This is a genomic window from Streptomonospora halophila, from assembly GCF_039542725.1.
GTDB classification, from domain to species: Bacteria; Actinomycetota; Actinomycetes; order Streptosporangiales; family Streptosporangiaceae; genus Streptomonospora; species Streptomonospora halophila.
Genome location: NZ_BAABIK010000036.1, coordinates 20,902 through 43,763 on the forward strand (window position 1 = coordinate 20,902; position 22,862 = coordinate 43,763).

At 73.5% G+C, this 22,862-nt stretch carries 15 protein-coding genes, 1 pseudogene and 1 riboswitch; of the genes and pseudogenes, 10 read left to right on the forward strand and 6 right to left on the reverse strand.

Going from position 1 to position 22,862, the window contains the following annotated elements; all coding sequences use genetic code 11:
• Nucleotides 1-46: 46 nt before the first annotated feature.
• The gene (locus tag ABEA15_RS22710; protein ID WP_345558895.1) at nt 47-958 is read left to right on the forward strand and encodes an ABC transporter substrate-binding protein; all 912 of its coding nucleotides are present in this window, start codon (nt 47-49) and stop codon (nt 956-958) included.
• A gap of 385 nt (nt 959-1,343) precedes the next feature.
• Here ABEA15_RS22710 and ABEA15_RS22715 read toward each other — a convergent pair whose 3' ends face one another.
• Entirely contained in the window at nt 1,344-1,853 is a 510-nt protein-coding gene (locus ABEA15_RS22715) for a flavin reductase family protein (protein ID WP_345558897.1), read from the reverse strand.
• Nucleotides 1,850-3,634, reverse strand: coding sequence for a signal peptide peptidase SppA (gene sppA / locus ABEA15_RS22720; protein WP_345558899.1), 1,785 nt, complete (start codon nt 3,632-3,634; stop codon nt 1,850-1,852). Before sppA ends, ABEA15_RS22715 begins: the two co-directional genes overlap by 4 nt.
• A 120-nt stretch (nt 3,635-3,754) precedes the next feature.
• Here sppA and ABEA15_RS22725 point away from each other — a divergent pair.
• Both ABEA15_RS22725 and ABEA15_RS22730 read left to right on the forward strand, forming a co-directional pair.
• Nucleotides 3,755-3,856, forward strand: a pseudogene (locus tag ABEA15_RS22725) (DUF397 domain-containing protein); the annotation flags it as partial.
• 139 nt (nt 3,857-3,995) lie between these two features.
• Nucleotides 3,996-4,673 carry a hypothetical protein gene (locus tag ABEA15_RS22730; RefSeq protein WP_345558901.1) on the forward strand — a complete coding sequence of 226 codons (678 nt, stop codon included), beginning with the start codon at nt 3,996-3,998 and terminating at the stop codon, nt 4,671-4,673.
• A 77-nt stretch (nt 4,674-4,750) separates the two neighbouring features.
• On the opposite strand, the gene glgB is transcribed toward ABEA15_RS22730, so the two are convergent.
• The 4 genes from glgB to ABEA15_RS22750 all read right to left on the reverse strand — a co-directional run bounded on the left by glgB (nt 4,751) and on the right by ABEA15_RS22750 (nt 12,394).
• Nucleotides 4,751-6,946: a 1,4-alpha-glucan branching protein GlgB gene (gene glgB, locus ABEA15_RS22735; protein ID WP_345558903.1), complete on the reverse strand. Its 2,196-nt coding sequence runs from the start codon at nt 6,944-6,946 to the stop codon at nt 4,751-4,753.
• Between the two features lie 43 nt (nt 6,947-6,989).
• The gene (locus ABEA15_RS22740) at nt 6,990-8,399 is read right to left on the reverse strand and encodes a maltokinase N-terminal cap-like domain-containing protein (protein ID WP_344143523.1); all 1,410 of its coding nucleotides are present in this window, start codon (nt 8,397-8,399) and stop codon (nt 6,990-6,992) included.
• A 21-nt stretch (nt 8,400-8,420) separates the two neighbouring features.
• Entirely contained in the window at nt 8,421-10,268 is a 1,848-nt protein-coding gene (gene treS / locus ABEA15_RS22745) for a maltose alpha-D-glucosyltransferase (RefSeq protein ID WP_344143565.1), read from the reverse strand.
• Nucleotides 10,269-10,420: 152 nt separating this feature from the next.
• The gene (locus ABEA15_RS22750) at nt 10,421-12,394 is read right to left on the reverse strand and encodes an alpha-1,4-glucan--maltose-1-phosphate maltosyltransferase (RefSeq protein WP_345558905.1); all 1,974 of its coding nucleotides are present in this window, start codon (nt 12,392-12,394) and stop codon (nt 10,421-10,423) included.
• Between the two features lie 593 nt (nt 12,395-12,987).
• Between ABEA15_RS22750 and glgP the strand changes: the two genes are divergently transcribed.
• The 7 genes from glgP to ABEA15_RS22785 form a co-directional block, all read left to right on the forward strand.
• Nucleotides 12,988-15,615: an alpha-glucan family phosphorylase gene (glgP, locus tag ABEA15_RS22755; RefSeq protein WP_345558907.1), complete on the forward strand. Its 2,628-nt coding sequence runs from the start codon at nt 12,988-12,990 to the stop codon at nt 15,613-15,615.
• Nucleotides 15,616-16,275: 660 nt separating this feature from the next.
• A riboswitch (TPP riboswitch) is annotated at nt 16,276-16,383 on the forward strand.
• A gap of 164 nt (nt 16,384-16,547) precedes the next feature.
• Nucleotides 16,548-17,111 carry an ECF transporter S component gene (locus ABEA15_RS22760; protein WP_345558921.1) on the forward strand — a complete coding sequence of 188 codons (564 nt, stop codon included), beginning with the start codon at nt 16,548-16,550 and terminating at the stop codon, nt 17,109-17,111.
• The gene (locus ABEA15_RS22765; protein ID WP_345558909.1) at nt 17,108-18,841 is read left to right on the forward strand and encodes an ABC transporter ATP-binding protein; all 1,734 of its coding nucleotides are present in this window, start codon (nt 17,108-17,110) and stop codon (nt 18,839-18,841) included. Before ABEA15_RS22760 ends, ABEA15_RS22765 begins: the two co-directional genes overlap by 4 nt.
• Nucleotides 18,842-19,074: 233 nt before the next feature.
• The gene (locus ABEA15_RS22770; RefSeq protein WP_425579439.1) at nt 19,075-19,755 is read left to right on the forward strand and encodes an energy-coupling factor transporter transmembrane component T family protein; all 681 of its coding nucleotides are present in this window, start codon (nt 19,075-19,077) and stop codon (nt 19,753-19,755) included.
• A 195-nt stretch (nt 19,756-19,950) separates the two neighbouring features.
• The gene (locus tag ABEA15_RS22775) at nt 19,951-20,739 is read left to right on the forward strand and encodes an enoyl-CoA hydratase/isomerase family protein (RefSeq protein WP_345558923.1); all 789 of its coding nucleotides are present in this window, start codon (nt 19,951-19,953) and stop codon (nt 20,737-20,739) included.
• 154 nt (nt 20,740-20,893) lie between these two features.
• Nucleotides 20,894-21,430 carry a YbaK/EbsC family protein gene (locus ABEA15_RS22780; RefSeq protein ID WP_344143518.1) on the forward strand — a complete coding sequence of 179 codons (537 nt, stop codon included), beginning with the start codon at nt 20,894-20,896 and terminating at the stop codon, nt 21,428-21,430.
• A gap of 444 nt (nt 21,431-21,874) precedes the next feature.
• A partial coding sequence (locus tag ABEA15_RS22785; protein ID WP_345558913.1) for a serine/threonine-protein kinase occupies nt 21,875-22,862 on the forward strand: 988 nt, incomplete at its 3' end.

Consider the following 22,862-nt stretch of genomic DNA (forward strand, 5'->3'; position numbering starts at 1 on the left):
CGCACACGCGCCCGCATCAGCATCCGCACACGAGAAGGGTGAAGTCATGCGCAATCCGATGCGACCGGCGGCCGCCGCCGCGCCGCTGCTCCTGTTGGCCGCCTGCGGCGGGGGAGGGGACCCCTACTCCGGCGGAGGCGGCGACGGGGGCGGCGGCAGCGGGGACGCCATCGTCGTGGGCTCGGCGAACTTCCCCGAAAGCACGCTGCTGGCCCACATCTACGCCAAGGCGCTCGAAGCCGAGGGCATCCCCGTCGAGACCCAGCTGGACATCGGCAGCCGCGAGGTCTACTACGACCAGGTCGCCGAGGGAAACCTCGCGGTGTTCCCCGAGTACAACGGCGGCATCCTGTACTACCTCGACCCCGAAGCCGAGTCCGGCACCACCGAGGAGACCAACCGGGCGGTGCGCCGGGAGCTGCCCGAGGACCTCGCGATCCTGGAGTCGGCGCCCGCCCAGAACAAGGACTCCATCACCGTCACCGAGGAGACCGCCGAGGAGCACGACCTCACCGCCATCGGCGACCTCGAAGGCACGGCCGGCGACATGACGCTGGGCGCCCCCGCCGAGTTCGAGACCCGCCCCCAGGGTGTGCCCGGGCTCAAGGACGCCTACGGGGTCGAGTTCGGCGGGTTCCGGCCGCTGGAGGGCAACCTGCTGGTCGAGGGACTGCGCGGCGGCGACGTGGACGCGGCGAACCTCTTCACCACCAACCCGGCGTTCACCACCGGCGACTTCGTCGCGCTGGAGGACCCGCAGAACCTCTTCGGCTCGCAGAACGTCACCCCCCTGATCAACAAGGAGGCGGTCGGCCAGGACGCCCGCGACGTGCTGAACAGGGTCTCGGCCGAGCTCACCACCGAGGCGCTGATCGACCTGGACGCGCGCGTGCAGATCGACCACGAGGAGGCCGACGAGGTCGCCGCCGACTGGCTCTCCCAGGCCGGACTGGACTGAGCGGCCGGAGGCCGCGGCACGGCATGCGGCGGCGCGGCACGCTGTCCCCGCGGGGCGGGCGGTGCCGCGCCGCCGGCGCCCGTGGCGGACGCGCGGTGCCTGGCAGCGCCGCGGAGGAGCACGGTCCGCGGCGGTGCGGGCGGCCTGCTGTCGGTGGGAGGGGTCGAAGGCGGGCGCGCCCGCGGCCCATGGAGGTTCGCGGCCGCGGGGTCGGCGATCAGAGGATCATGGCCAGGATGAGCCCGGCCACCAGGATTCCCAGCACGGTGTAGAAGCCATCCATACTTCCATTGGACGACGCCCCGCCCGCGCGGTGAACTAGCCGCACTGCACAGAAACCGGTGGCGGCGGGAACGCGAAGAGTTATCTCTCTAGCGAGTTTGGCTCAGCCCGAAGCGCGGTATCGGCCGCCGTAGCGGATCAGCGGCCGCACCTCGTCGGGGCGCTGCGGCCGCACCGCCGGCAGGGTCTCGACGGCCGCGATGTAGACGACGTGGTCGCCCGCCGCCACCCGCTGCTCGACGCAGCACTCCAGCGCCGCGATCGCCGTCTCCAGCACCAGCGCGCCGGTGTGCTCGCCGCGCCGGTGCGCCTCGCCCTCCAGCAGCAGCCGCGCGCTGGGCCGGCCCTCGGCCGCGAACCGGCCCGCCACCGCGCGCTGCCCCTCGCCCAGGACGTTGACCGCGAACCGGCCCTGGGAGTCGATCACCTCGCACAGGTAGCTCTCCTTCGCGACCCCCACCATGACCAGCGGCGGCTCGGCCGAGACCGACGTGAAGGCGCTGATCGTGCTGCCGATGTCGTCGCGGCCGTCGCGCACGGTCACCACGGTCACCCCCGTGGCGAAGCGGGCCATCGTCTCCGTGAACTCGGCCGGTCCCGGGGCCGGGCTCATCTGATCTCCCAGCCGCCCGGCATCAGCAGAGGTGCCGAGGACGGCAGTCCCGCGCGCGCCGCCAGGTCCTCCAGACCGCTCGCCGCGCCCAGTCCGGCGGCCAGCTCCGGCGCCGTCTGCTGCGGCGCGGAGGTGCGGTCCTCGCTGGACTCGGCCGGCATCAGCCGCTCCCACGGTCCGCCGGCGGGGAACGAGCGCAGCCGCCCGCCGGGCAGGCCCGCCTTCTCCCGCGCCAGGCGCACGGCCGCCGGCAGCCCGCCCAGGTCGTCGACCAGGCCGCCGTCGTGCGCGTCGCGCCCGGTGAGGATGCGCCCGCGCGCCACCGCGTCGACCTGCTCGGCGCTCAGTCCGCGCGCCCGGGCGACCTTGCCGGTGAAGTCGGCGTAGGTGCTGTCGAGCATGGCGTTGACCCGGTCCCACTCCGACTCGGTGAATCCGCGGTCGGGGCCGAACATCGCGGCGTGCGCGCCGCTCTCCACGTTCTCGTTGGTGATCCCCATGCGCTCCAGCAGTCCCGTGAGAACCGGCTTGCCGCTGTAGACGCCGATGGACCCGGTGAGCGTACCGGGGCGGGTGACGATCGCGTCGGCGTCCATCACGATGTAGTAGCCCCCGGAGCCGGCGATGTCGCCGAGCGAGGCGACGACCGGCGTGCCCGCCTCGCGGGTGAGGGCGACCTCGCGGCGGATGACGTCGGAGGCCACCGCCGAGCCGCCGCGGCTGTCCACGCGGAGGACGACGGCGCGCACGTTCCTGTCGCGGCGGGCGGCGCGCAGGGCGGCCGAGACGGTGTCGGCGCCCATGGACCTGCCGCCCAGCGCCGAACGGCGGCTGCGTCCGCTGGTGATGATGCCGGTGGCGGTGATCAGCGCGATGTAGCCGCCGGGGCGCACGGGCACCCGCTCGGTCATCGAGGCGCGGTGGTGGTAGCGGCCGACGTAGAGAAGCCGCGCGCCGCCCCGGCCGGAGTCCTCGCCCGCAGCGGCCGGCTCGGCGGCGCCGTCGGGGCCGTTCCCGCCGGCGTCGGGGGTGTAGCGGGCGCGCAGGTCGGCGTAGACCTCGTCGCGGTAGGCCAGCCGGTCGACCAGCCCGGCCTCCAGTGCCTCGGCGGCCAGCAGCGGCCCGCGGTCGATGAGCTCGCGCACACGCTCGGCGCTCAGCCCGCGCCCCTCGGCGACGCCTTCGGCGACCTGCTCGCTCAGCGACTCCACCAGCCGCTCGGTGATCTCGCGGTGCGGCTCGGTGAAGCCCTGCTCGGTGAACTGGTTGGGGGCGTTCTTGTACTCGTGGCGGGCGCCGCCCTCGAAGCGCACGCCCAGCCGCTCGGCCGCGCCGCCGAAGAACGTGGTGCCCACGCTGAGCCCGGTCAGTCCCACCGACCCGGTCGGCACCACCGCGATCTCGGCGAAGGAGCAGGCCAGGTAGTAGGGGACGGTCCCGGGGCCGAACTCGCCGAAGGACTCCGCCCAGGCGACCGTGTCCTTGCCCGCGGCGCGGAACGCCGACACCGCGGCGCGTACCTCCTGCACCCGGGCGAAGCCGAGCGCCCGGCCGTCGATGCGGGCCACCAGCGCCTTGACGCGCGGGTCCTTGGCACCGCGGCGGATGCCCTCGACGACGTCGCGCAGCTGCTGGTGGCGCCGGGCCAGCACTTGCCCCAGCGGGTCGCTCGGCGCCTCCTCCGCGAGCCCGTCGGTGAGGTCGAGCTCCAGTATCAGCGGGCCGCTGCGCCGCTCCTGGAGACGTGAGAAGGGACCGAGCAGCTTGACCGGATGCACCATGCCCTCAGGCTAGACGAGGGTGCCCGCTGCTGCTGAACGCCGCACGCCCCCGCCCCCACAACCCCCCAGCACAGCGCGCGGGCGGTCCCGCCGTGCGAGGGCCCGGGCTCCCGTAGGACCACCGGTCGCCGGGACTGCGTGGAAGCCGCTCGACCTCCGCGAACGGGGGCCGAAGTGCGGGACACCGAACGCCGGGGGGACGGGCACTTCCTGTTCGCCGCCGCCGAATGGCAGGGCGTTCCTGGAGGCGGCGCGAAGTGGGGGGCTCTCTGGTGGGTCCGGAATCCGTACCGGTGTGGCGCGGTGGTCGGTTCGGGCCGCTATCGTCGTGGGGTCAAGCGTGGACGCAGAAGGGAAGCCCATGTCCGGCACGTCCGGTTCTCGGCGGTCCAGGACCGTGGCCGCGGCAGCCGCCGCGGCGCTGGCGCTGTTGGCGTCGGGGTGCGGAGGCGGCTCCGGCGGCTCCGCCGCGCCCAGCCCCGACTCCACCTACAGCGCCGTGGTCGCGGCCGCCGAGCCGCCTTCGACCGCCGCCGGTTTCAGCACGGTCGAGATCCAGGGCATCAGGATCGGTGCGCCCAAGAACTGGAGCATCGACAAGACCGGCGGGCAGCTGTGCATGCGCCCGCCGGGCCAGGACTCCTGCGGCTACGGCGCGGTGAAGGTCATCCCGCACGTGGCCGAGAACGACCCGAACAAGTGGCCCAAGAAGCAGTACAACAACCCTGACGGCTGGGCCTCCGACCCCGCGTCCTGCCGCAGCCTGGGCACCGCCGCGTCGGGCGGCACGGGCGTCACCGGCGCCGAGCAGGTGGATGTCGACAACCCCCAGGGGCTCACCCAGCACGCCGACGGCCTGAAGTCCCACCACCGCGTGTGGGAGGTCACCTGCCAGAACGGCGACACGTTCGAGGTGCGGCTGTGGTTCCTGCCGCAGAGCGACATCGCGGTCTACGCGTGGTCGGTCGACACCCGGTACTCGACGCTCTACGACAAGATCGCCGAGTCCATGAACACCGACGACTACAAGCGCGACTGAGCGGCGCCGGGGCGGGCGGGCGGCCGGGGCGGGCGCCCCCGGACCGCCCCGCCCGCGCCCGATGCGTCCCGCCGGGATCAGGCCGGCGCCAGCCAGACCGCGGCCAGCGGCGGGACCGTCACCTTCGCCGAGGCCGGCTGGCCGTTCCACTCCACCGCCTCGGCCCGCACGGTGCCCGACCGGCCCGCGGCGCTCACCCCGCTGCCGCCGAAGTCGCGGGAGTCGGTGTTGAGCACCTCGCGCCACCTCCCGGCGCGCGGAAGGCCGATCCGGCGGCCGGTGTGCGGCTCCGTCGAGAAGTTGACCACGCACGCCAGCGCGGACCCGTCGTCGCCGTGGCGCAGGTAGGACAGCGTGTTGCCCGCCGCGTCGCCGCCGTCCAGCCAGGTGAAGCCGGCCGGGTCGGTGTCGAGCGTCCACAGGGCGGGGGTGTCGCGGTAGACGCGGTTGAGCTCCGCGACCAGCGCGCGCACCCCGCGGTGGTAGGCGTGGTCGAGCAGCCACCACTGCACGCCCGCCTCGTGCGACCACTCGTCGCCGTGGCCGATCTCGCCGCCCATGAACAGCAGCTGCTTGCCGGGGTGGGACCACATGAACCCCAGCAGCCCGCGCAGCCCCGCGAACCGGCGCCACTCGTCGCCGGGCATCTTGTACAGCAGGGAGCCCTTGCCGTGCACGACCTCGTCGTGGGACAGCGGCAGCACGTAGTTCTCGCTGTAGGCGTAGACCATCGAGAACGTGATCTCGTTGTGGTGGTGCTGCCGGTGGATCGGGTCGCGCTTGACGTACTCCAGGGTGTCGTGCATCCAGCCCATGTTCCACTTGAAGCCGAACCCCAGGCCGCCGTGGTCGACGGGGCGCGAGACCCCGGGCCAGGCCGTGGACTCCTCGGCGGCCATGATGATGCCGGGGTTGCGGCGGTAGGCGGTGGCGTTGAGCTCCTTGAGGAACTCCAGCGCGTCCAGGTTCTCCCGGCCGCCGAATTCGTTGGGCGCCCAGTCGCCGCCCTCGCGCGAGTAGTCCAGGTAGATCATCGAGGCGACCGCGTCCACCCGCAGGCCGTCGATGTGGAACTCCTCCAGCCAGTACAGCGCGTTGGCGACGAGGAAGTTGCGCACCTCGGTGCGCCCGTAGTCGAAGATCAGCGTGTCCCAGTCGGGGTGCTCGCCCCGGCGCGGGTCGGCGTGCTCGTAGGTGGGCGAGCCGTCGAAGCGCGCCAGCGCCCACTCGTCCTTGGGGAAGTGCGCCGGCACCCAGTCCACCAGGACGCCGATGCCGGCTCTGTGCAGCTCGTCGACGAGGGCGCGGAAGTCGTCGGGCGAGCCGAAGCGCGCCGTCGGCGCGTAGTAGGAGGTGACCTGGTAGCCCCACGAGCCGCCGAAGGGGTGCTCGGCCACGGGCAGCAGCTCCACGTGAGTGAAGCCCATCTCGCGGACGTGGGCCACCAGCTGGGTCGCCAGTTCCAGGTAGGACAGCCCCGGCCGCCACGAGCCCAGGTGCACCTCGTAGACGCTCATCGGCCGGCGGTCCCACTCGCGGGTCTTGCGCTCCGACAGCCAGGCGTCGTCGCGCCAGCGGTAGTGGGAGGTGTAGACGACCGACGCGGTCTCGGGCGGGCGCTGGGCCGCGAAGGCCATGGGGTCGGCCTTGTCGCGCCACACGCCGTCGCGGCCGAGGATGCGGAACTTGTACAGCGCCCCGTCGCCGATGCCGGGCACGAACAGCTCCCACACGCCGCTGGAGCCCAGCGACCGCATGGGGTGTGCGGTGCCGTCCCAGTGGTTGAAGTCGCCGACCACGCGCACGGCCTGGGCGCCGGGGGCCCACACGGCGAAGCCGACCCCGCCGACCTCGCCCATGGGTGTGCGGTAGGTGCGCACGTGCGCGCCCAGGGCCCGCCACAGTTCCTCGTGGCGGCCCTCCCGGATCAGGTGCAGGTCCAGCTCGCCCAGCGTGGGCAGATAGCGGTAGGGGTCGTCGCCGAAGGTCTCGACGGTTCCGCCGCGGCCGTCGTCGTAGGCCACGGCCAGCCGGTAGTCGCCCGGCTCGGCGCCGGGCAGCGTGGCGGCGAAGACGCCCTGGTGGAGGTGGGGCAGCTCGACGCGGCGGCCGTCCTCCAGCACCGCGTGCACCGTGCGCGCCAGGGGGCGCAGGGCGCGCAGGGCGGTTCCTCCGGCGACCGGGTGCGCGCCGAGCAGGCTGTGCGGGTCGTGGTGGCGGCCGGCGGTCAGCCGGTCGATCTCTGCGGTCAGTTCCGCTGCGGAGACGCTCATGGGTATCGCGGCCATCCTGGGGTCGTCGTGGTGGTCGGTCGGTTCACGCGGCCAGCGCCGCGATGGAGTCCAGCGGGATGCGCAGCCACGAGGGGCGGTTGTGCGCCTCGTAGAGCACCTCGTAGACGGCTTTGTCGTATTCGAAGGCGCGCAGCACGGTCTGGTGCTTCTCGGGGTCGACTCCGCCGCCGAAGGCGTAGCCCGCGCTGAAGGCGTCGCGGTTGCGCTGGGCCCAGGCGCGCGCGGTCGGCGCCAGCTCGGGCGCCGAGGAGGAGCCCACGAGCTGGTAGCGCGCGGCGTAGTCGAACGAGCGCAGCATTCCGGCGACGTCGCGCAGCGGGCTGGAGGGGCGGCGGCGCTCCTCGACCGGGGCGGCGGGCTCGCCCTCGAAGTCCAGCAGCACCCACCCCGCGTCGGTGCGCACCACCTGGCCCAGGTGGTAGTCGCCGTGCACCCGCTGTATCGGCAGCGGCTCGTCGACCCGGGCCAGGGCCTCGTAGGCACCGCGCAGCACGCCGCCGTAGGGCTGCAGCTCGGGCACCTCGGCGGTGGCCCGGCGCAGCCGGCCCAGCATCGACCCGGCGAGCTCGCGCAGCGCGCCGGGGGAGAGCACGTCCGTGGGCAGCTCGCGGGCGAGCGCGCGGTGCACGGCCGCGGTGGCCGCGCCCAGCCGCTCGGCCTCGCCGGCGAAGTCGCCGCCGGCGTCGGCGGGGGAGAGGCCGGGATTGGCGTAGAGGTCGCGGACGCTGGTCGCGGCCAGCACCCAGCCGTCGGTGGCGCTGCGCATGTACTCCTGCAGCATCGCCAGGGTGGTGGGAACCGAGCGCTCGCCGTCGCTCACGTCGGTCTCGATCCAGGCGTAGGGGCGCGCCACGTAGGGCGACTCGGCCAGGGCGGCGGTCAGCTCCAGGTCGGGGTTGAGGCCGGGCCACAGCCGGCGGAAGGACTTGAGCACGTAGTCCTCGCCGTAGACCAGGGAGGTGTTGGACTGCTCGCCCTTGAGCACCAGGCTGCGGTGCCCGGTGCTCACGGCGGCCTCGGGCAGGCGCCGGAACCGCACCGGGGGCCGGGGACCGCCTCCTTCGGCGGGCGGGTGGGCGCCGGCTCCGCAGCCGTCGGCGGCCGAGAGGCGGTCCAGCAGCAGCGAGGTCAGCTCGGGGTCGTGCGAGGCGTCGTAGACGGTGCGGGGCGCGCCGCCGAGGCGGCACACGCCGATGGCGGCGTGTGCCAGCTCCTCGCGCAGCGTCCCCGCCGGGCGCAGCCCGAGGAGCACCTGGTACCGGGATACGGAGCCCCGCTGGCCGATCTCGACGACCAGGACGCTCAGTCCCGGGTCGCCGCTGACCAGCGGATGCTCCGTTCGGACCGTGACGGTCTCGATCGGCTTCCCCTTTCCGGCGAACCACCGCTGTCGTGGGATCCAGTCGGACAGGAGCTCCTCAAGCTGGGTCATCTGTGATGAGTCCTCTTCCGCTTATCGACGCGGCCTGGGGTCGGGGGTGGCCGGGGCGTCGGCGGCGGCCCTCTCGGCCGCCGGCGCGCCCGATCGGCTCGCCGCGGCCGCCTGTCGCTGCCGCGCGGTCGCCGTCCCGGGCCGCGGAGTCGTTCGCGTTTGTCGGTTGCGGTCTTCGGTGGCGGGGCCGTCGGCCTCCTCGACGGGCGGCAGCTGGAACCAGTAGAAGCCGTGGCCCGGAAGTGTCAGCAGGTAGGGCAGTTCGCCGATAGCGGGGAAGCGCACCCCGCCCATGCACTCGATGGGCGTGACGTTCTCGAACCGGCGCAGGTCGAGCTCGACCGGCTGCGGGAACCGCGACAGGTTGTTGACGCACAGCATCCGGTCGTCGCCGTACTCGCGGACGAAGGCGAGGACGCTGGGGTTGCTGGCGAAGAGCTCGGTGAAGTCGCCGGTGCCGAAGACCGGGTGGCGCTTGCGGATCTGGATCATCTTGCGGGTCCAGTTCAGCAGCGAGCCCGGGTCGTCGCGCTGGGCCTCGACGTTGAGCGCCTGGTAGCCGTGGATCGGGTCCATGATCAGGGGCAGGTACAGGCGGGCCGGGTCGCAGCGGGAGAACCCGGCGTTGCGGTCGGAGGTCCACTGCATCGGTGTGCGCACCGCGTCGCGGTCGCCCAGCCAGATGTTGTCGCCCATGCCGATCTCGTCGCCGTAGTACAGCACCGGCGAGCCGGGCAGCGACATCAGCAGGGCGGTGAACAGCTCGATCTGGTTCTTGTCGTTGTCCAGCAGCGGTGCCAGGCGCCGGCGGATACCGACGTTGGCGCGCATCCGCGGGTCCTTGGCGTACTCGGCGTACATGTAGTCGCGCTCTTCGTCGGTGACCATCTCCAGCGTCAGTTCGTCGTGGTTGCGCAGGAAGATCGCCCACTGGCAGTTGCGCGGGATGCGCGGGGTCTGGGCGAGGATCTCCGAGATCGGGTAGCGCTGCTCGCGGCGCACCGCCATGAACATCCGCGGCATCAGCGGGAAGTGGAAGTTCATGTGGCACTCGTCGCCGCCGGCCTCGAAGTCGCCGAAGTAGTCGACGACATCGGCGGGCCACTGGTTGGCCTCGCTCAGCAGCACCCGGTCGGGGTAGATCCGGTCGACCTCGGAGCGGATGCGCTTGAGGAACTCGTGGGTCTCCTTGAGGTTCTCGCAGTTGGTGCCCTCGCGCTCGTAGAGGTAGGGCACCGCGTCCAGCCGGAAGCCGTCGATGCCCAGGTCCAGCCAGAAGCGCAGCACCTCCAGGATCGCCTCCTGCACCGCCGGGTTCTCGAAGTTGAGGTCGGGCTGGTGGGAGAAGAACCGGTGCCAGTAGTACTGCCCGCGCATCTCGTCGTAGGACCAGTTGGACTGCTCGGTGTCGACGAAGATGATCCGGGCGTCGCCGTAGCGCTCGGTGCTGTCGGACCAGACGTAGAAGTCGCCGTAGGGCCCCTCCGGGTCCTCGCGCGAGGCGGTGAACCACGGGTGCTGGTCGCTGGTGTGGTTCATCACCAGGTCCGCGATGACCCGGATGCCGCGGCGGTGCGCCTGGTCGACCAGATCGACGAAGTCGGCGATCTGCCCGAACTCCGGCAGGATCTTCATGTAGTCGGAGATGTCGTAGCCGCCGTCGCGCAGCGGCGACTCGTACAGGGGCAGCAGCCAGACGCAGTCGATGCCCAGCCATTCGAGGTAGTCGAGCTTCTCGATGAGGCCGCGCAGATCGCCGGTGCCGTCGCCGTTGGAGTCGTGGAATCCGCGGACGAGCACCTCGTAGAAGACCGCGTGCTTGTACCAGTAGGGATCGCGGGGCTTCTCGTGGGTGAAGGTATCGGGCACGGCCGCGAACGGCGTGTGACTGGTGCCTGGCAACGGCTCTTGTGTGGTCACGAGGCTACTCCACGAGTTGGCTTTCCAGCGCCTGCCGCTGCGGTGGACGGTGCGCGAAGAGCGGAGCGCCTGCAGTAGGCAGAGCCCTTTGGCGCGAACCTTTATTCAGCGGGGCCGACTGTGAATATGTGTGCGGACTGGAATCGCGGGTCAAGGCGGACATAGTTCGCCTGTCCCCACCTGTAGATATCACCGGATATTTGGTCGGCGACCGTTATCCGAGCGTCGGGGCCGAACCCCAGAGCGGGCAGGTCGAGCCGCACCGTAGCCTCATGCGCGTGGTGCGGGTCGAGGTTCACGACGGCGAGGACGACGTCGTCGCGTCCGTTCTCGCCGGCCCCGGCCAGCCGTTTGGAAAAGCAGATGAGCTCCGGCCGGTCGACATGGTGGAACCGCAGGTTGCGCAGTTCTTGCAATGCAGGATGTTCGCGCCTGAGTGAGTTTAGCGTGCGCAGCAGGGGTGCGATGGTTTTTCCAGCGGATTCCGCCGCCGCCCAGTCGCGGGGGCGGTGCTGGTATTTCTCCGAGTCGAGGTATTCCTCGCTCCCGGGCTTTATCGGGGTATTCTCGCAGAGCTCGTAGCCGGAGTAGACGCCCCACGCCGGTGATCCCAGAGCGGCGAGCACGGCCCGCACCTCGAAGGCCGGGCGGCCGCCGTGCTGCAGGTAGGCCGAGAGGATGTCGGGGGTGTTGGTGAAGAGGTTGGGGCGCATGTAGGCCGAGGACTCGGCGGAGAGCTCGGTGAGATAGTCCTCCAGCTCCTCCTTGGAATTGCGCCACGTGAAATAGGTGTAGGACTGGTGGAACCCGGCGCGCGCCAGCGCCGCCATCATCGCGGGGCGCGTGAAGGCCTCCGACAGGAAGACCACGTCGGGGTCCGAGGCCGCGATCTCGCCCAGCAGCCGCTCCCAGAAGACCAGGGGCTTGGTGTGCGGGTTGTCCACGCGGAAGATGCGCACCCCGCGCTCCATCCAGAACCGCACGATCCGCAGCACCTCGGCGTAGAGCCCCTCGGGGTCGCCGTCGAAGTTCAGCGGGTAGATGTCCTGGTACTTCTTGGGCGGGTTCTCGGCGTAGGCGATCGAGCCGTCGGCGCGGCGGGTGAACCACTCGGGGTGCTCGCGCACCCAGGGATGGTCGGGCGAGCACTGCAGCGCCAGGTCGAGCGCGACCTCCAGGCCGTGCTCGGCCGCCTCGGCGACGAACTCCTCGAAGTCGGCGAGCGTGCCGAGGTCGGGGTGGACGGCGTCGTGGCCGCCCTCCTCGGAGCCGATCGCCCAGACCGAGCCGGGATCGCCGCGGCCGGCCGTGAGCGCGTTGTTGCGCCCCTTGCGGAAAGAGCGGCCGACGGGGTGGATCGGCGGCAGGTAGACGACGTCGAAGCCCATGTCGGCGATGGCCGGCAGCCGCTTGGCCGCCGTGGCGAAGGTGCCCGACCGCCAGGCGCCGGCCCCGCCGTCCATGACTGCGCCCTCCGACCGGGGAAAGAACTCGTACCAGGAGCCGACCAGTGCGCGCCGGCGGTGCACGAGCAGGGGGCGGCGCCTGGTGCGGGTGACGAGGTCGCGCAGCGGCTCGGCGGCCAGCAGCTCGGCGGCCTCGGGGCCGGAGGCGGCGGCCAAGCGCTCCTCGGGAGCCAGGGAGCCGTCGCGCAGGACGGCGGCGACGCGGGCGGGTCCGGGGCGGCGCGGCACGCGCCGGGCGGCGCGGTCGAACAGGCGCGCGCCTTCTTCGAGCGTCAGCTCGACGTCCTGGCCGAGAGGGATCTTCACGGCGGCGTCGCGGCGCCACGTGGCCACGGGGTCGCTCCAGGCCTCGACGCTGAAGCTCCACCGGCCCTCGTGGCCGACGGTGACGTCGGCGCCGTAGCGGTCGGTGCCGGGCGCGAGCTCGCGCATCGGGGTCAGCGAGTGCCTGCGGCCGCGCGGGTCGTAGAGGGCGACGGCGGCGCCCAGGGCCCCGTGGCCCTCGCGGATCACCGTGGCCCGGACGGGAACGGTCTCGCCGGCGGCCGCCTTGGCGGTGCCGTAGTCCAGGACGGGCGAGACGTCGAGAATGGGAATGCGTCCAATCACAGGTACACCATCATTGTCGTCATACCCGAGGCTTGGTCGGGTTCGTCGGATTCTCCGGGTAAACCACCCCGCGTGAGCCGCGGACGCCACGTTTCGTTCCTGTGGCGGTGTGGCGCTCCTGAGCCGTGTTCGGGCAGCCCGACACCACCGAATGTCCAGTCGATCGGCATCGGTGATTTCGGTCCGGGCCTACTCCTCTGTCTATCGTCAGGCCGGAACGCGCGATGCGCCGACAACCCGAGGCGGTTAATTTTTGTGATTGTCGTCACACCGCTTTGGTGCTCTGCTGACCTGCAGGGATGATGGGGCCGGTGGGAGTTCGGCAAATCGGGCAAAGGTGCACGTGTGAGGCATGAGTCTCGGGCGCATCAGAGGTTTCGGCCCTACACATACCGGTTACGGAAGTTCGATTGGGCGTGGTGAGATCGAGTGTCCGTAATTTCCGGTTGTGTGACTTGAATCCCGCGTTATGTGAAACTTCCGGATAATGCGTGGTCCGGTTACAGCCTGGGAACACCGTGTTATCCATGATTTTTCATAAAGCGCCGGTGACGGGTCGCACGGAGCCCGCCGATTGAGTAGCCTCACGCTCCGTGAAGGCCATTCGCAGGTTCACCGTCCGCACCGCCCTCCCCGACGAGCTGGCCGCGCTGGAGCGGCTCGCCGCCAACCTGCGCTGGGCCTGGCACGCGCCCACACGCGAGGTCTTCGCGGCCGTCGACCCCGCCGTCTGGGAGCGCTGCGGCCACGATCCGTTCCGCATGCTCGGCGAGGTCCCCGCCGAGCGCTTCGGCGAGCTGGCCCGCGACGAGAGGTTCCTCGCGCGGCTGGGCGCGGCCGACTCCGACCTGGCCGCCTACCTCGGCGACGACCGCTGGTACCAGCACTACGCCCGCGAGCGCGACGCCCCCGCCGCGGTCGCCTACTTCTCCGCCGAGTACGGCCTCACCGCCGCGCTGCCCCAGTACTCCGGCGGGCTGGGCATCCTGGCCGGCGACCACCTCAAGAGCGCCAGCGACCTCGGCGCCCCGCTGATCGGGGTCGGGCTTCTCTACCAGCACGGCTACTTCAGCCAGGCGCTCTCGCCCGAGGGCTGGCAGCTGGAGGACTACCCCGAGGTCGACCCGCGCGGGCTGCCGCTGACCCAGCTGCGCGACGGCGGCGGCGCCCCCGCCTGCGTCGGGCTCGACCTGCCCGGCGGGCAGCGGCTGAACGCCCGCGTGTGGGTGGCCAGGGCCGGGCGCGTGCCGCTGCTGCTGCTCGACGCCGCCCACGAGGACAACCCCGCCGACCTGCGAGCGGTCACCGACCGCCTCTACGGGGGCGGCAAGGAGCACCGCCTGCGCCAGGAGCTGCTGCTGGGCGTCGGCGGCGTGCGCGCGGTGCGGGCCTACTGCCGGGCGACCGGCCACCCCGCGCCCGAGGTCTTCCACATGAACGAGGGCCACGCCGGGTTCCTCGGCGTGGAGCGCGCGCGTGAGCTGGTCGACGGCGGGCTGTCCTTCGACGAGGCGGTCGAGGCCGCGCGCGCCGGAACGGTCTTCACCACGCACACCCCCGTCTCCGCCGGTATCGACAGGTTCGACCGCGAGCTGGTCGGCCGCCACTTCGCCCCCGGCGACTCCGCAACACCGGGGCTGGCCGCCGGCGACGTCCTGCGCCTGGGCGCCGAGGACTACGCCGAGGGCGACCCCGACGTGTTCAACATGGCGGTCATGGGCATGCGCCTGGCCCAGCGGGTCAACGGGGTCAGCCGGCTGCACGGCGCCGTCAGCCGCGAGATGTTCCGGGGCCTGTGGCCCGGGTTCGACATTGCCGAGGTGCCCATCACCGCCGTCACCAACGGCGTGCACGCGCGCACCTGGGTGGCCGAGGAGGCCCAGGACCTCGCCCGCCGGATGGTGCCCGACGCGGGGGAGTTCACCAGCGCCGAGGGCTGGCGCAAGCTCGCCGGCGCCTCCGAGGCCGAGCTGTGGGAGATGCGCCGCACGCTGCGCGAACGGCTCGTCGTCGACGTCCGCGAGCGCCTGCGCGCGTCCTGGCGCCGGCGCGGCGCCTCCCAGGCCGAGCTGGGCTGGGTCGACGACGTGCTCGACCCCGAGGTGCTGACGATCGGCTTCGCCCGCCGGGTGCCCTCCTACAAGCGGCTCACCCTGATGCTGCGCGACCGCGAGCGGCTCGCCTCGATGCTGCTGGAGCCGGACCGGCCGCTGCAGATCGTCGTCGCGGGCAAGGCGCATCCGGCCGACGAGGGCGGCAAGCGGCTCATCCAGGAGATCGTGCGCTTCGCCGACGACCCCCGGGTGCGGCACCGGATCGTCTTCCTGCCCGACTACGACATGGCACTGGCACGGGCTCTGGTGCAGGGCTGCGATGTCTGGCTGAACAACCCGCTGCGCCCACTGGAGGCCTGCGGCACCTCGGGCATGAAGTCGGCCCTCAACGGCGGACTCAACCTGTCGGTGCGCGACGGCTGGTGGGAGGAGTGGTACGACGGCTCCAACGGCTGGGCCGTCCCCACCGCCGACGGCGTCGAGGACCCCGACCGGCGCGACGCCATCGAGGCCGCTGCGCTCTACGACCTGGTCGAGCAGCAGGTGGTGCCGCTGTTCTACGACTTCGACGACCGCGGCCTGCCCAAGCGGTGGCTGGAGATGGTCAAGCACACGCTGGTCTCGCTGGGCCCGAAGGTGCTGGCCACCCGCATGGTGCAGGAGTACGTGACCCGGCTCTACCAGGGCGCGGCCGACTCCTCGCGCGCGCTGGCCGCGGGCGGCATGCGCGGCGCGGGCGAGCTGGCCGCGTGGAAGCGGCGCGTGCGCGGCGCCTGGCCGGATGTGCGGGTGGAGCACGTCGAGATGACCGGCTGCGAAGGCCCGCCCCTGGTCGGCGGCGACCTGCGGGTGCGCGCGTGCGTCGAACTGGGCGGGCTGGCCCCCGAGGACGTGCGGGTCGAGGTGGCCGTGGGGCGGGTCAGCGACTCGGAGTCGCTGGTCGACCCGGTCCTGGCCGAGCTGTCGGCGGACGAGGGCGCCGCTGAGGCCGCCGGTTCGCGGACGGTGTGCTACCACGGCTCGGTGCCGCTGCGGCGCGCGGGGAGCTGCGGGTTCACCGTGCGGGTGCTGCCGCACCACTCCCTGCTCGCAGACAACGCCGAGATGGGGCTGGTCGCGACCCCCGAGCCGCCCGAGGCCGTCAAGGAGGGAATGGTCCTGCGGTGAGGCCGGCGCGCCTCAGCAAGTCGGATCGTAGCCATGTCGTTCTGTGAGCCAAGGAGTTGACTGCCTGTTTTGTCTTCCTAAGCCCGCTTGGCCTCCGACTTCGCCGCGCTCCGCCGGCAGCTCGCGGCCGCGCGGCGCGGGCACCACGATGTGGCGCCGGCGTCCGTCGGGGTCGCGCCGCCGCTCGGCGAGGCCGCTGCTCTCCAGGTCGTTGACGGTCCCCGCCATGGCGTCGGGGTCGATGCCCAGCCGCCGGCCGGCTCCCGCTGTGAGACGGCGGTTCCATCGCGGCGGCCGTGGCGAGCACGGTGACGTGGCGCGCGTTCGGCCCCAGCGGCTCGAAGGCCGCCACGATCATCGCGAGCACCGTTTCGCCGAGCTTGCTGAGCCGGTGGCCGGTGTCGCCCCGCAGAGCGCTCCGGGATACCCCGCCGACGTCGTCCGCGCTGTTCATGTCCGCATGCCGGTTCCGGCTGATCGCCGCACCGCGCTGGGCCGCGGCGCCGACCGCGCCCGGCGCCCGCTGCCCGACCCGTCCCAGTGCCGCGGCAGGCATGCCGCCGTCCGCCGTCCGCCCGGGTGCGGTGGCATCACCTCCTGCGACCTGCGCATTCGGCGCCCACCTTGACCTTCGGTGTGCGTAGGTCCCCATAATGGAGGCGAAACCGACAGGGGAGCGCTTGGGCGCTGAGAGTGCGGTCCGCGACCGCAGACCCTCACACACCTGATCTGGGTAATGCCAGCGCAGGGAGTCGTGAACCCGTCCGCCGGTTCGGCGCGGCCGCGCGCCCCGATGCGCGGGCGCCCGGTTTCCGGCCGGCGCTCTTGGCCGGGTCTCCCTCGCTTCGTCTGCGAAGGGACGTCCTGTGAGTGATCAGAAGCCGCCGACCGGCAACGCGAACCCGGAGCCGGCCGCCGGTGCCGGTGCCACGGTGAGGCAGCGCTACCGCACGGTCGACATCGTCGTCCCCGCTGTGCTGGGTGTGGCCGTCGGCGTGATCTTCTGGGCGTGGAACCTGCTGTGGCAGGTCTCCGCCCCGCTGTTCGCGTTCTTCCCGCCCGCCCAGGCGGTCGTCTACGGCATGTGGCTGGTGCCCGGAGTCCTGGGCGGGCTCATCGTCCGCAAGCCCGGCGCCGCAGTGCTGACCTCCACGGCTGCCGCGTTCGTGTCCATGGTGCTCGGCACGCCCTGGGGCGTCGAGGTCGCCCTGGCGGGCTTCGTCCAGGGCCTGCTGCCCGAGCTGATCTTCGCCGCCGGCCGCTACCGCCGCTGGGGCATGCCGATCGCGCTGCTCGCCGGCGCGGCCGCCGGAATCGCGCCCGCCGTGTGGGACAACGTCCGCTACTACCCCACCTGGCCGCTGTCCTTCCAACTCACCTACGGCGTTCTCGTCGTGATCAGCGCCGCCGTCATCGGCGGCGCCGGCTCCCGGCTGCTCACATCGGCCCTGGCCAGGGCCGGCGCGCTCTCCGCGTTCCCCTCGGCGCGCGGATGAGGGCCGACCGCGGCGGCGCCCGCGTCGAGCTGTCCGGCTGGGGGTGGCGCCACTCGGGCCGCAGCGGATGGTCGCTGCGCGGCGTCGACCTCGTCGTGGAGCCGGGGGAGCGGGTGCTGCTGCTCGGCGCCTCCGGTGCGGGCAAGAGCACGCTGCTGCACGCGATGGCCGGGCTGACCGGCGGCGCCGGCGCCATCTCCGGCGACGAGGAGGGGCGGCTGCTCGTCGACGGCGGCCGCGCCGACGCCGCGCGCGGCTCGGTCGCGCTCGTCAGCCAGGACCCCGAGACGCAGCTGGTCATGGCCCGCTCGGGCGACGACGTCGCGTTCGGCCCGGAGAACCTCGGTCTGGAGCGCGCGGACATCTGGGCGCGGGTCCGCGACGCGCTGGAGGAGGTCGGCTTCGGCTACGGTCCCGACCGGCCCACCGCGGCCCTGTCCGGCGGGGAGAAGCAGCGCCTGGTGCTGGCCGGGGCCCTGGCGATGCGGCCGCGCCTGCTGCTGCTCGACGAGCCAACGGCCAACCTCGACCGCGGCGGCGCCGCCCGGATCCGGCGCGTGCTCGCGCACCTGCTGCGCAGCAGCGAGGCGACCATGGTGCTCGTCGAGCACAGCGTGGCCGAGGTGGTCGGCGCCTCCGACGCAAACGGCGCCCAGGACGCGGTGGCCGCCCTCGTCGACCGGGTCGTCGCGGTCGAACCGGGCGGAGGCGTGATCGCCGACGGTGCCCCTTCCGCCGTCTTCGCCGACCAGGGCGCCGCGCTGGCCGAACAGGGCGTATGGGTGCCCGGACGCGAGCCGCGCCCCCGCGTGCGCCCGGTCGCACTGCCGGGACCGGCGGTGATCGAGGCGGTGGACTGCGCCGCGCGGGCCCCCGGCGGCGCCGGCTTGGCGGGCGAGCCGGGCGCCGAGGTCCTGCACGGCGTCGGCGCCGCGGCGCACGCGGGCACCGCGACCGCTCTGACCGGACCGAACGGAGCGGGCAAGTCCACCCTGCTGGGCCTGCTGGCCGGGCTCGACGCGCCCCGGGGCGGAACGGTCGCGCCCCGCGGGCGCCTGGCCGAGATCAGCACCCGTCCGCTGGCGAGGTGGCCGGCCCGGCGCCTCGCCCGCCACGTGGGGACGGTGTTCCAGCACGCTGAGGACCAGTTCGTCACCGGCCGCGTCCGCGACGAGCTCGCCTTCGCGCCCCGCCGTGCCGGGCTGGGGCCCCGCGATACGCAGCGGCGCGTGGACGAGCTGCTGGAGCGCCTGCGGCTGACCGGCCTGGCCGACGTGCACCCCTTCACCCTCTCCGGCGGGGAGAAGCGGCGGCTGTCGGTGGCGACGGCGCTGAGCTCGGGCGCCTCCCACGCGCCGGACGTGCTGCTGCTGGACGAGCCGACCTTCGGGCAGGACACCCGCACCTGGGCCGAGCTCGTGGAACTGCTGGCCGAGCTGCGCTCCGACGGTCGCGCGGTCGTCACCGCCACCCACGACTCGGTGCTCCTGGACCGCTTCGCCGACGTCGAGGTCCGGTTGAGCGGCGGGTACGCCCAGGCGCCCGTCGCCCGGACGGATGCCGGCGCCGCCGTCCTCGGCGGGCAGCGGAGCGCGGGCCCCGAACGGGCGGACGGTGGATCGGACGGCGGCCCGGGTAGCCGGCCGGGAGAGGCGGCGGCCGCCGGCGGACGCGCAGGAGCGGCGCCGGGCCGAGGCCGGGGAAAGCGGAGCGGAAGGGGGCGCGGATGAGCACCGCCGGTACCTCCCGGGGGTCCGACCCCGCGGGAGCGCCCGCCCGCCGGGGTCAGCGCGGCGCCGCGGGTCCCGGCGCGCCGCGCGGGCAGCGGCCCCGCGGAAGGCCGCCGGAGGGGGCCGCCGCGCCCGGACCGCCGGAGACCGACCGCGACGGCGGCGCTTCCGCCTCCCGCTCCCGCGCCCGCACGCGGCGGGCCTGGCTGCCGAGGGCCGATCCCGCGGGCAAGATGCTGGCGGCCGGGCTCGTCGCCGCAGGGCTGATCCCGGTCGTGGACCCGGTCACCTCCGGGATCGTGCTGGCCGGCGGCCTGGCGCTGCTGCCGTTCGCCGGGCTGAACCGGGCGCGGCTGCTCGCACTGGGCATCCCCCTCGCGCTGATGGGGGCCTCGATCGGGTTCGTCAACCTTGTCTTCGGCGAGGAGGGGCCGGTCGCGGCGCTCGGCGCGGCGGTGCGGCTGCTGGCGATCTCCCTGCCGAGCCTGCTCGCCGCGATCACCAGCGACCCCACCGACATGGCCGACTCGCTGGTCCAGCGGTTGCGGGTGCCCGAGCGCCCGGCGATCGCCGTGCTCGCCGCGCTGCGTCTGGTGCCGCTGCTGGTCGAGCAGTGGCGCACGCTGGGCCGTGCCCGCCGCGCCCGCGGCCTGGACGCCGGAGGCAACCCGGCGCGGGCGGCCGCGATCTTCGCGGGAAAGGCGTTCGCCCTGCTCGTGCGCTCGATCCGGACCGGAACCCTGCTCGCTATGGCGATGGACGCCCGCGGGTTCGCCGGCGGCCCGCGCAGCCACGCCCGGCTGAGCACCTGGCGCGGGCGGGACACGGCCCTGATCGCCGCGACCGCCGCCCTGCTCGGCGCCGCCCACGCCGTCTCGGCCGCCGCCGGGACCTGGACACCGCTGAGCTTCTGACACCGCCGCCACCGCACGCGCCGCGGGCGCGGCACCGCGCGTGCCGGCGGATGCGGGGGGCGGGTCCGGGCAGTGGTAGGTATTGAGGCGCGAGCGCCGGACGGTCGGGCGCCCACGCCGGGCTGCGCCCGGGGCGCCGGGCCGAGGCGGGTAGTCGACGGCAGAAGGGCCCTGGTGACGACGGTGGACGAGGCCATTGGCGAGTTCGTCCGGGTGGAGCGCGATGGAGGCCATCCGGCGGTCGCCGTGATCCGGCTGGACCGGCCGAAGATGAACGCGATCGACGCGCGGGTGCAGCGCGAGCTGGGCGCGGCCGCGGCGCGCGTCAGCGCCGACGACGACGTGCGGGCCGTGGTCGTCTACGGCGGCGAGCGGGTCTTCGCCGCCGGCGCGGACGTCAAGGAGATGTCCGAGATGGGCTTCGCCGAGATGGCGGACCACTCACGGGTGCTGCAGGACTCCCTGACCGCCGTCGCGCGCATCCCCAAGCCGGTCATCGCCGCGATCACCGGTTTCGCGCTCGGCGGCGGCTGCGAGCTGGCGCTGTGCGCCGACTTCCGCGTGGCCGCCGAGGACGCCCGGCTGGGCCAGCCCGAGATCCGGCTCGGCGTGATCCCCGGAGCGGGCGGCACGCAGCGCCTCCCCCGGCTGATCGGCCCGGCCCGCGCCAAGGACCTCATCTTCACCGGGCGCCACGTCGCCGCCGAGGAGGCCCTGTCCATCGGCCTGGTCGACGCGGTGGTGCCGGCGGCCGACGTCTACGGCCACGCCGTGGCCATGGCCGCCAGCTACGCTGGCGGCCCCGCGCTCGCGCTGCGCGCGGCCAAGCAGGCGGTCGACGGCGGACTGGAGACCGACCTCGCCACCGGGCTGGAGATCGAGCGCATGCACTTCGCCGGGTTGTTCGCCACCGAGGACCAGAAGGCCGGGATGCGCAGCTTCATCGAGGAGGGGCCCGGTAAGGCGCGCTTCTCGGGCCGCTGACCCGGCCGGTTCGCGCACACCCCCGCGCGAGCGCCGGCCGCGGCCTCGTCCGCCGGCCGGAGGAGGGCGGGCGCCGCGCGGGAGGAGAGGACACGGCAGGGCGCGCGAGGCGGCTGATGCGCGCCGCGCTGATGCGGAGGGAGACGGAGGGACCATGTGGGGACTGAAGACCGAACCGGCCCTGGAGCGCACCGACCTGACGGCGTCGGCGGTCGCCGCCCGGCTCGCAGGCTGGGCGCCGGCCGAGCGCGTGCTGGCGGCGCCGATCGACCCGGAGTTGGCCGACACCGCCGAGTGCGCCGCCGCCTACGACATCCCGCTGGAGGCCTCGGCCAACTGCGTGGTGATCGCCGCTAAGCGGGCGGGCCAGGTGCGGATGGCCGCGTGCATGGTGCTGGCCACCACGCGCGCGGACGTCAACGGCGCGGCCCGGCGCCACCTGGGCGCGCGCAAGGCCTCCTTCGCGCCGCAGGGCGAGGTGGTCGCCGCGACCGGCATGGAGTACGGCGGCATCACCCCCGTGGGGCTGCCGGAAGGGTGGCCGATTCTGGTCGACCAGGCCGTGCTGGAGGCCGGCCACGTGGTCGTGGGCAGCGGCCTGCGGTCCTCCAAGCTCGTGCTTCCCGGCGCCGACCTCGCCGAGCTCCCCGGCGCCGAGGCGATCTCGGGCCTGGGCGTGCGCACCGACTGAACGGGCCGCCCCCTCCCTTCGGGCCGGGCCCCGCGCCGGTCGCACCGCCGCGGCGGCCCGGCTCCGGCCGCCGCGTCCGCCGCAGCCCTTCCGGGGCACCCGCGCCGCGGCCGGAACCGCCGTGCCGGGCCCCGCCCGCCTCGCGGCGAGCGGAACCACACCCCTGAAACGTGCGTCATACTCATGGGGTCGCTTGGACGGCGGGCCCCGCGCGGGGCCGGTCGCCGCCGAGGTCTTCCCGCGACCCGGCGGCCCGGCTAGTTTTGCCTCAGGGAGCCGCCCGCGGACCGGTCCGTTCCGCCGCGGTGCAGAAGGACGTGGTCGCTGTGCAGCGTGAGCGGTGGCGGACAGGCCCGTCGGCCGCGGTTTGCGGCCTCCGGCCCGGCCATCTCCAGCGGATAGGCTAGATGTCGTGGTGTGCCAGGTTGAGGGGATGAATTCGTAATGGCAATGTCGGCAGGTTTCCCCGAGGGCGAGGAGCTGCCGGAACGCGTCGGCCCTTACCGGATCCGCCGCCGGATCGGCCAGGGCGGCATGGGCGTCGTCTACCAGGCCGTCGACCCCCGTGAGGACCAGCTCGTCGCGATCAAGGTGCTGCGCTCGGAGGTCGCCGGCGACCACATCGCCCGCGCCCGGCTCGCACGCGAGGTGGCCACCATGCGGCGGGTGCACAGCGCCAACGTCGCCGAGGTCATCGACGCCGACACCGACGCCGAGCTCCCCTGGGTCGTCACCGAGTACATCCCGGGCCCCACGCTCGACTCCACGGTCACCGACCACGGCCCGCTGCGCGGCCGGGCGCTGAGCCGCTTCGTGACGGGTCTGGCGCGGGCGATCGACGACATCCACGCCGCCGACGTCATCCACCGCGACCTCAAGCCCGGCAACGTCATCATCTCCAACGGCGAGCCGATCGTCATCGACTTCGGCATCGCCCACGCGGTCGACGGCGCCAAGCTCACCCAGACCGGCACGTTCGTCGGCACGCCCAGCTACCTCTCGCCGGAGGTCATCGAGGGCACCGACCTCGGACCGGCCACCGACATCCACGCCTGGGGCGCCACGGTCGCCTTCGCCTCCACCGGTACGGCGCCCTACGGCTCCGGCTCCTTCGAGGTCATCTTCTTCCGCATCCTCAACGGCGAGATCACCCTCGACGGGATGCCCCCCCAGCTGCAGCCGCTGGTGCAGGCGGCGGTCTCGCGCGACATGTCCGCGCGCCCCACGGCCGCCGGCCTGGTCGCCCAGGCCGGTCGGCTCAACCTGGACCTCCCGCTCAGCGAGGACGTCGCCAGCTACGTGAGCAGCGGGATGACGGGCAATCACACGGTGCAGGCCTCCACCCGCGAACCCTCCGCGGACCGCGGCGGCGGGGCCGACGGCGGCGGCCGGGGCGCCCCGGCCCCGGGGGCCGCGAGCGCCGGCGGCGGCG

Coding starts and splice junctions, on each gene's coding strand:
- ABEA15_RS22770 (WP_425579439.1), top strand. CDS start 19,075: ATGCTGGCGGCCGGGCTCGTCGCCGCAGGGCTGATCCCGGTCGTGGAC.
- ABEA15_RS22765 (WP_345558909.1), top strand. CDS start 17,108: ATGAGGGCCGACCGCGGCGGCGCCCGCGTCGAGCTGTCCGGCTGGGGG.
- sppA (WP_345558899.1), bottom strand. CDS start 3,634: ATGGTGCATCCGGTCAAGCTGCTCGGTCCCTTCTCACGTCTCCAGGAG.
- ABEA15_RS22715 (WP_345558897.1), bottom strand. CDS start 1,853: ATGAGCCCGGCCCCGGGACCGGCCGAGTTCACGGAGACGATGGCCCGC.
- glgB (WP_345558903.1), bottom strand. CDS start 6,946: ATGAGCGTCTCCGCAGCGGAACTGACCGCAGAGATCGACCGGCTGACC.
- ABEA15_RS22710 (WP_345558895.1), top strand. CDS start 47: ATGCGCAATCCGATGCGACCGGCGGCCGCCGCCGCGCCGCTGCTCCTG.
- ABEA15_RS22780 (WP_344143518.1), top strand. CDS start 20,894: ATGTGGGGACTGAAGACCGAACCGGCCCTGGAGCGCACCGACCTGACG.
- ABEA15_RS22730 (WP_345558901.1), top strand. CDS start 3,996: ATGTCCGGCACGTCCGGTTCTCGGCGGTCCAGGACCGTGGCCGCGGCA.
- ABEA15_RS22740 (WP_344143523.1), bottom strand. CDS start 8,399: ATGACCCAGCTTGAGGAGCTCCTGTCCGACTGGATCCCACGACAGCGG.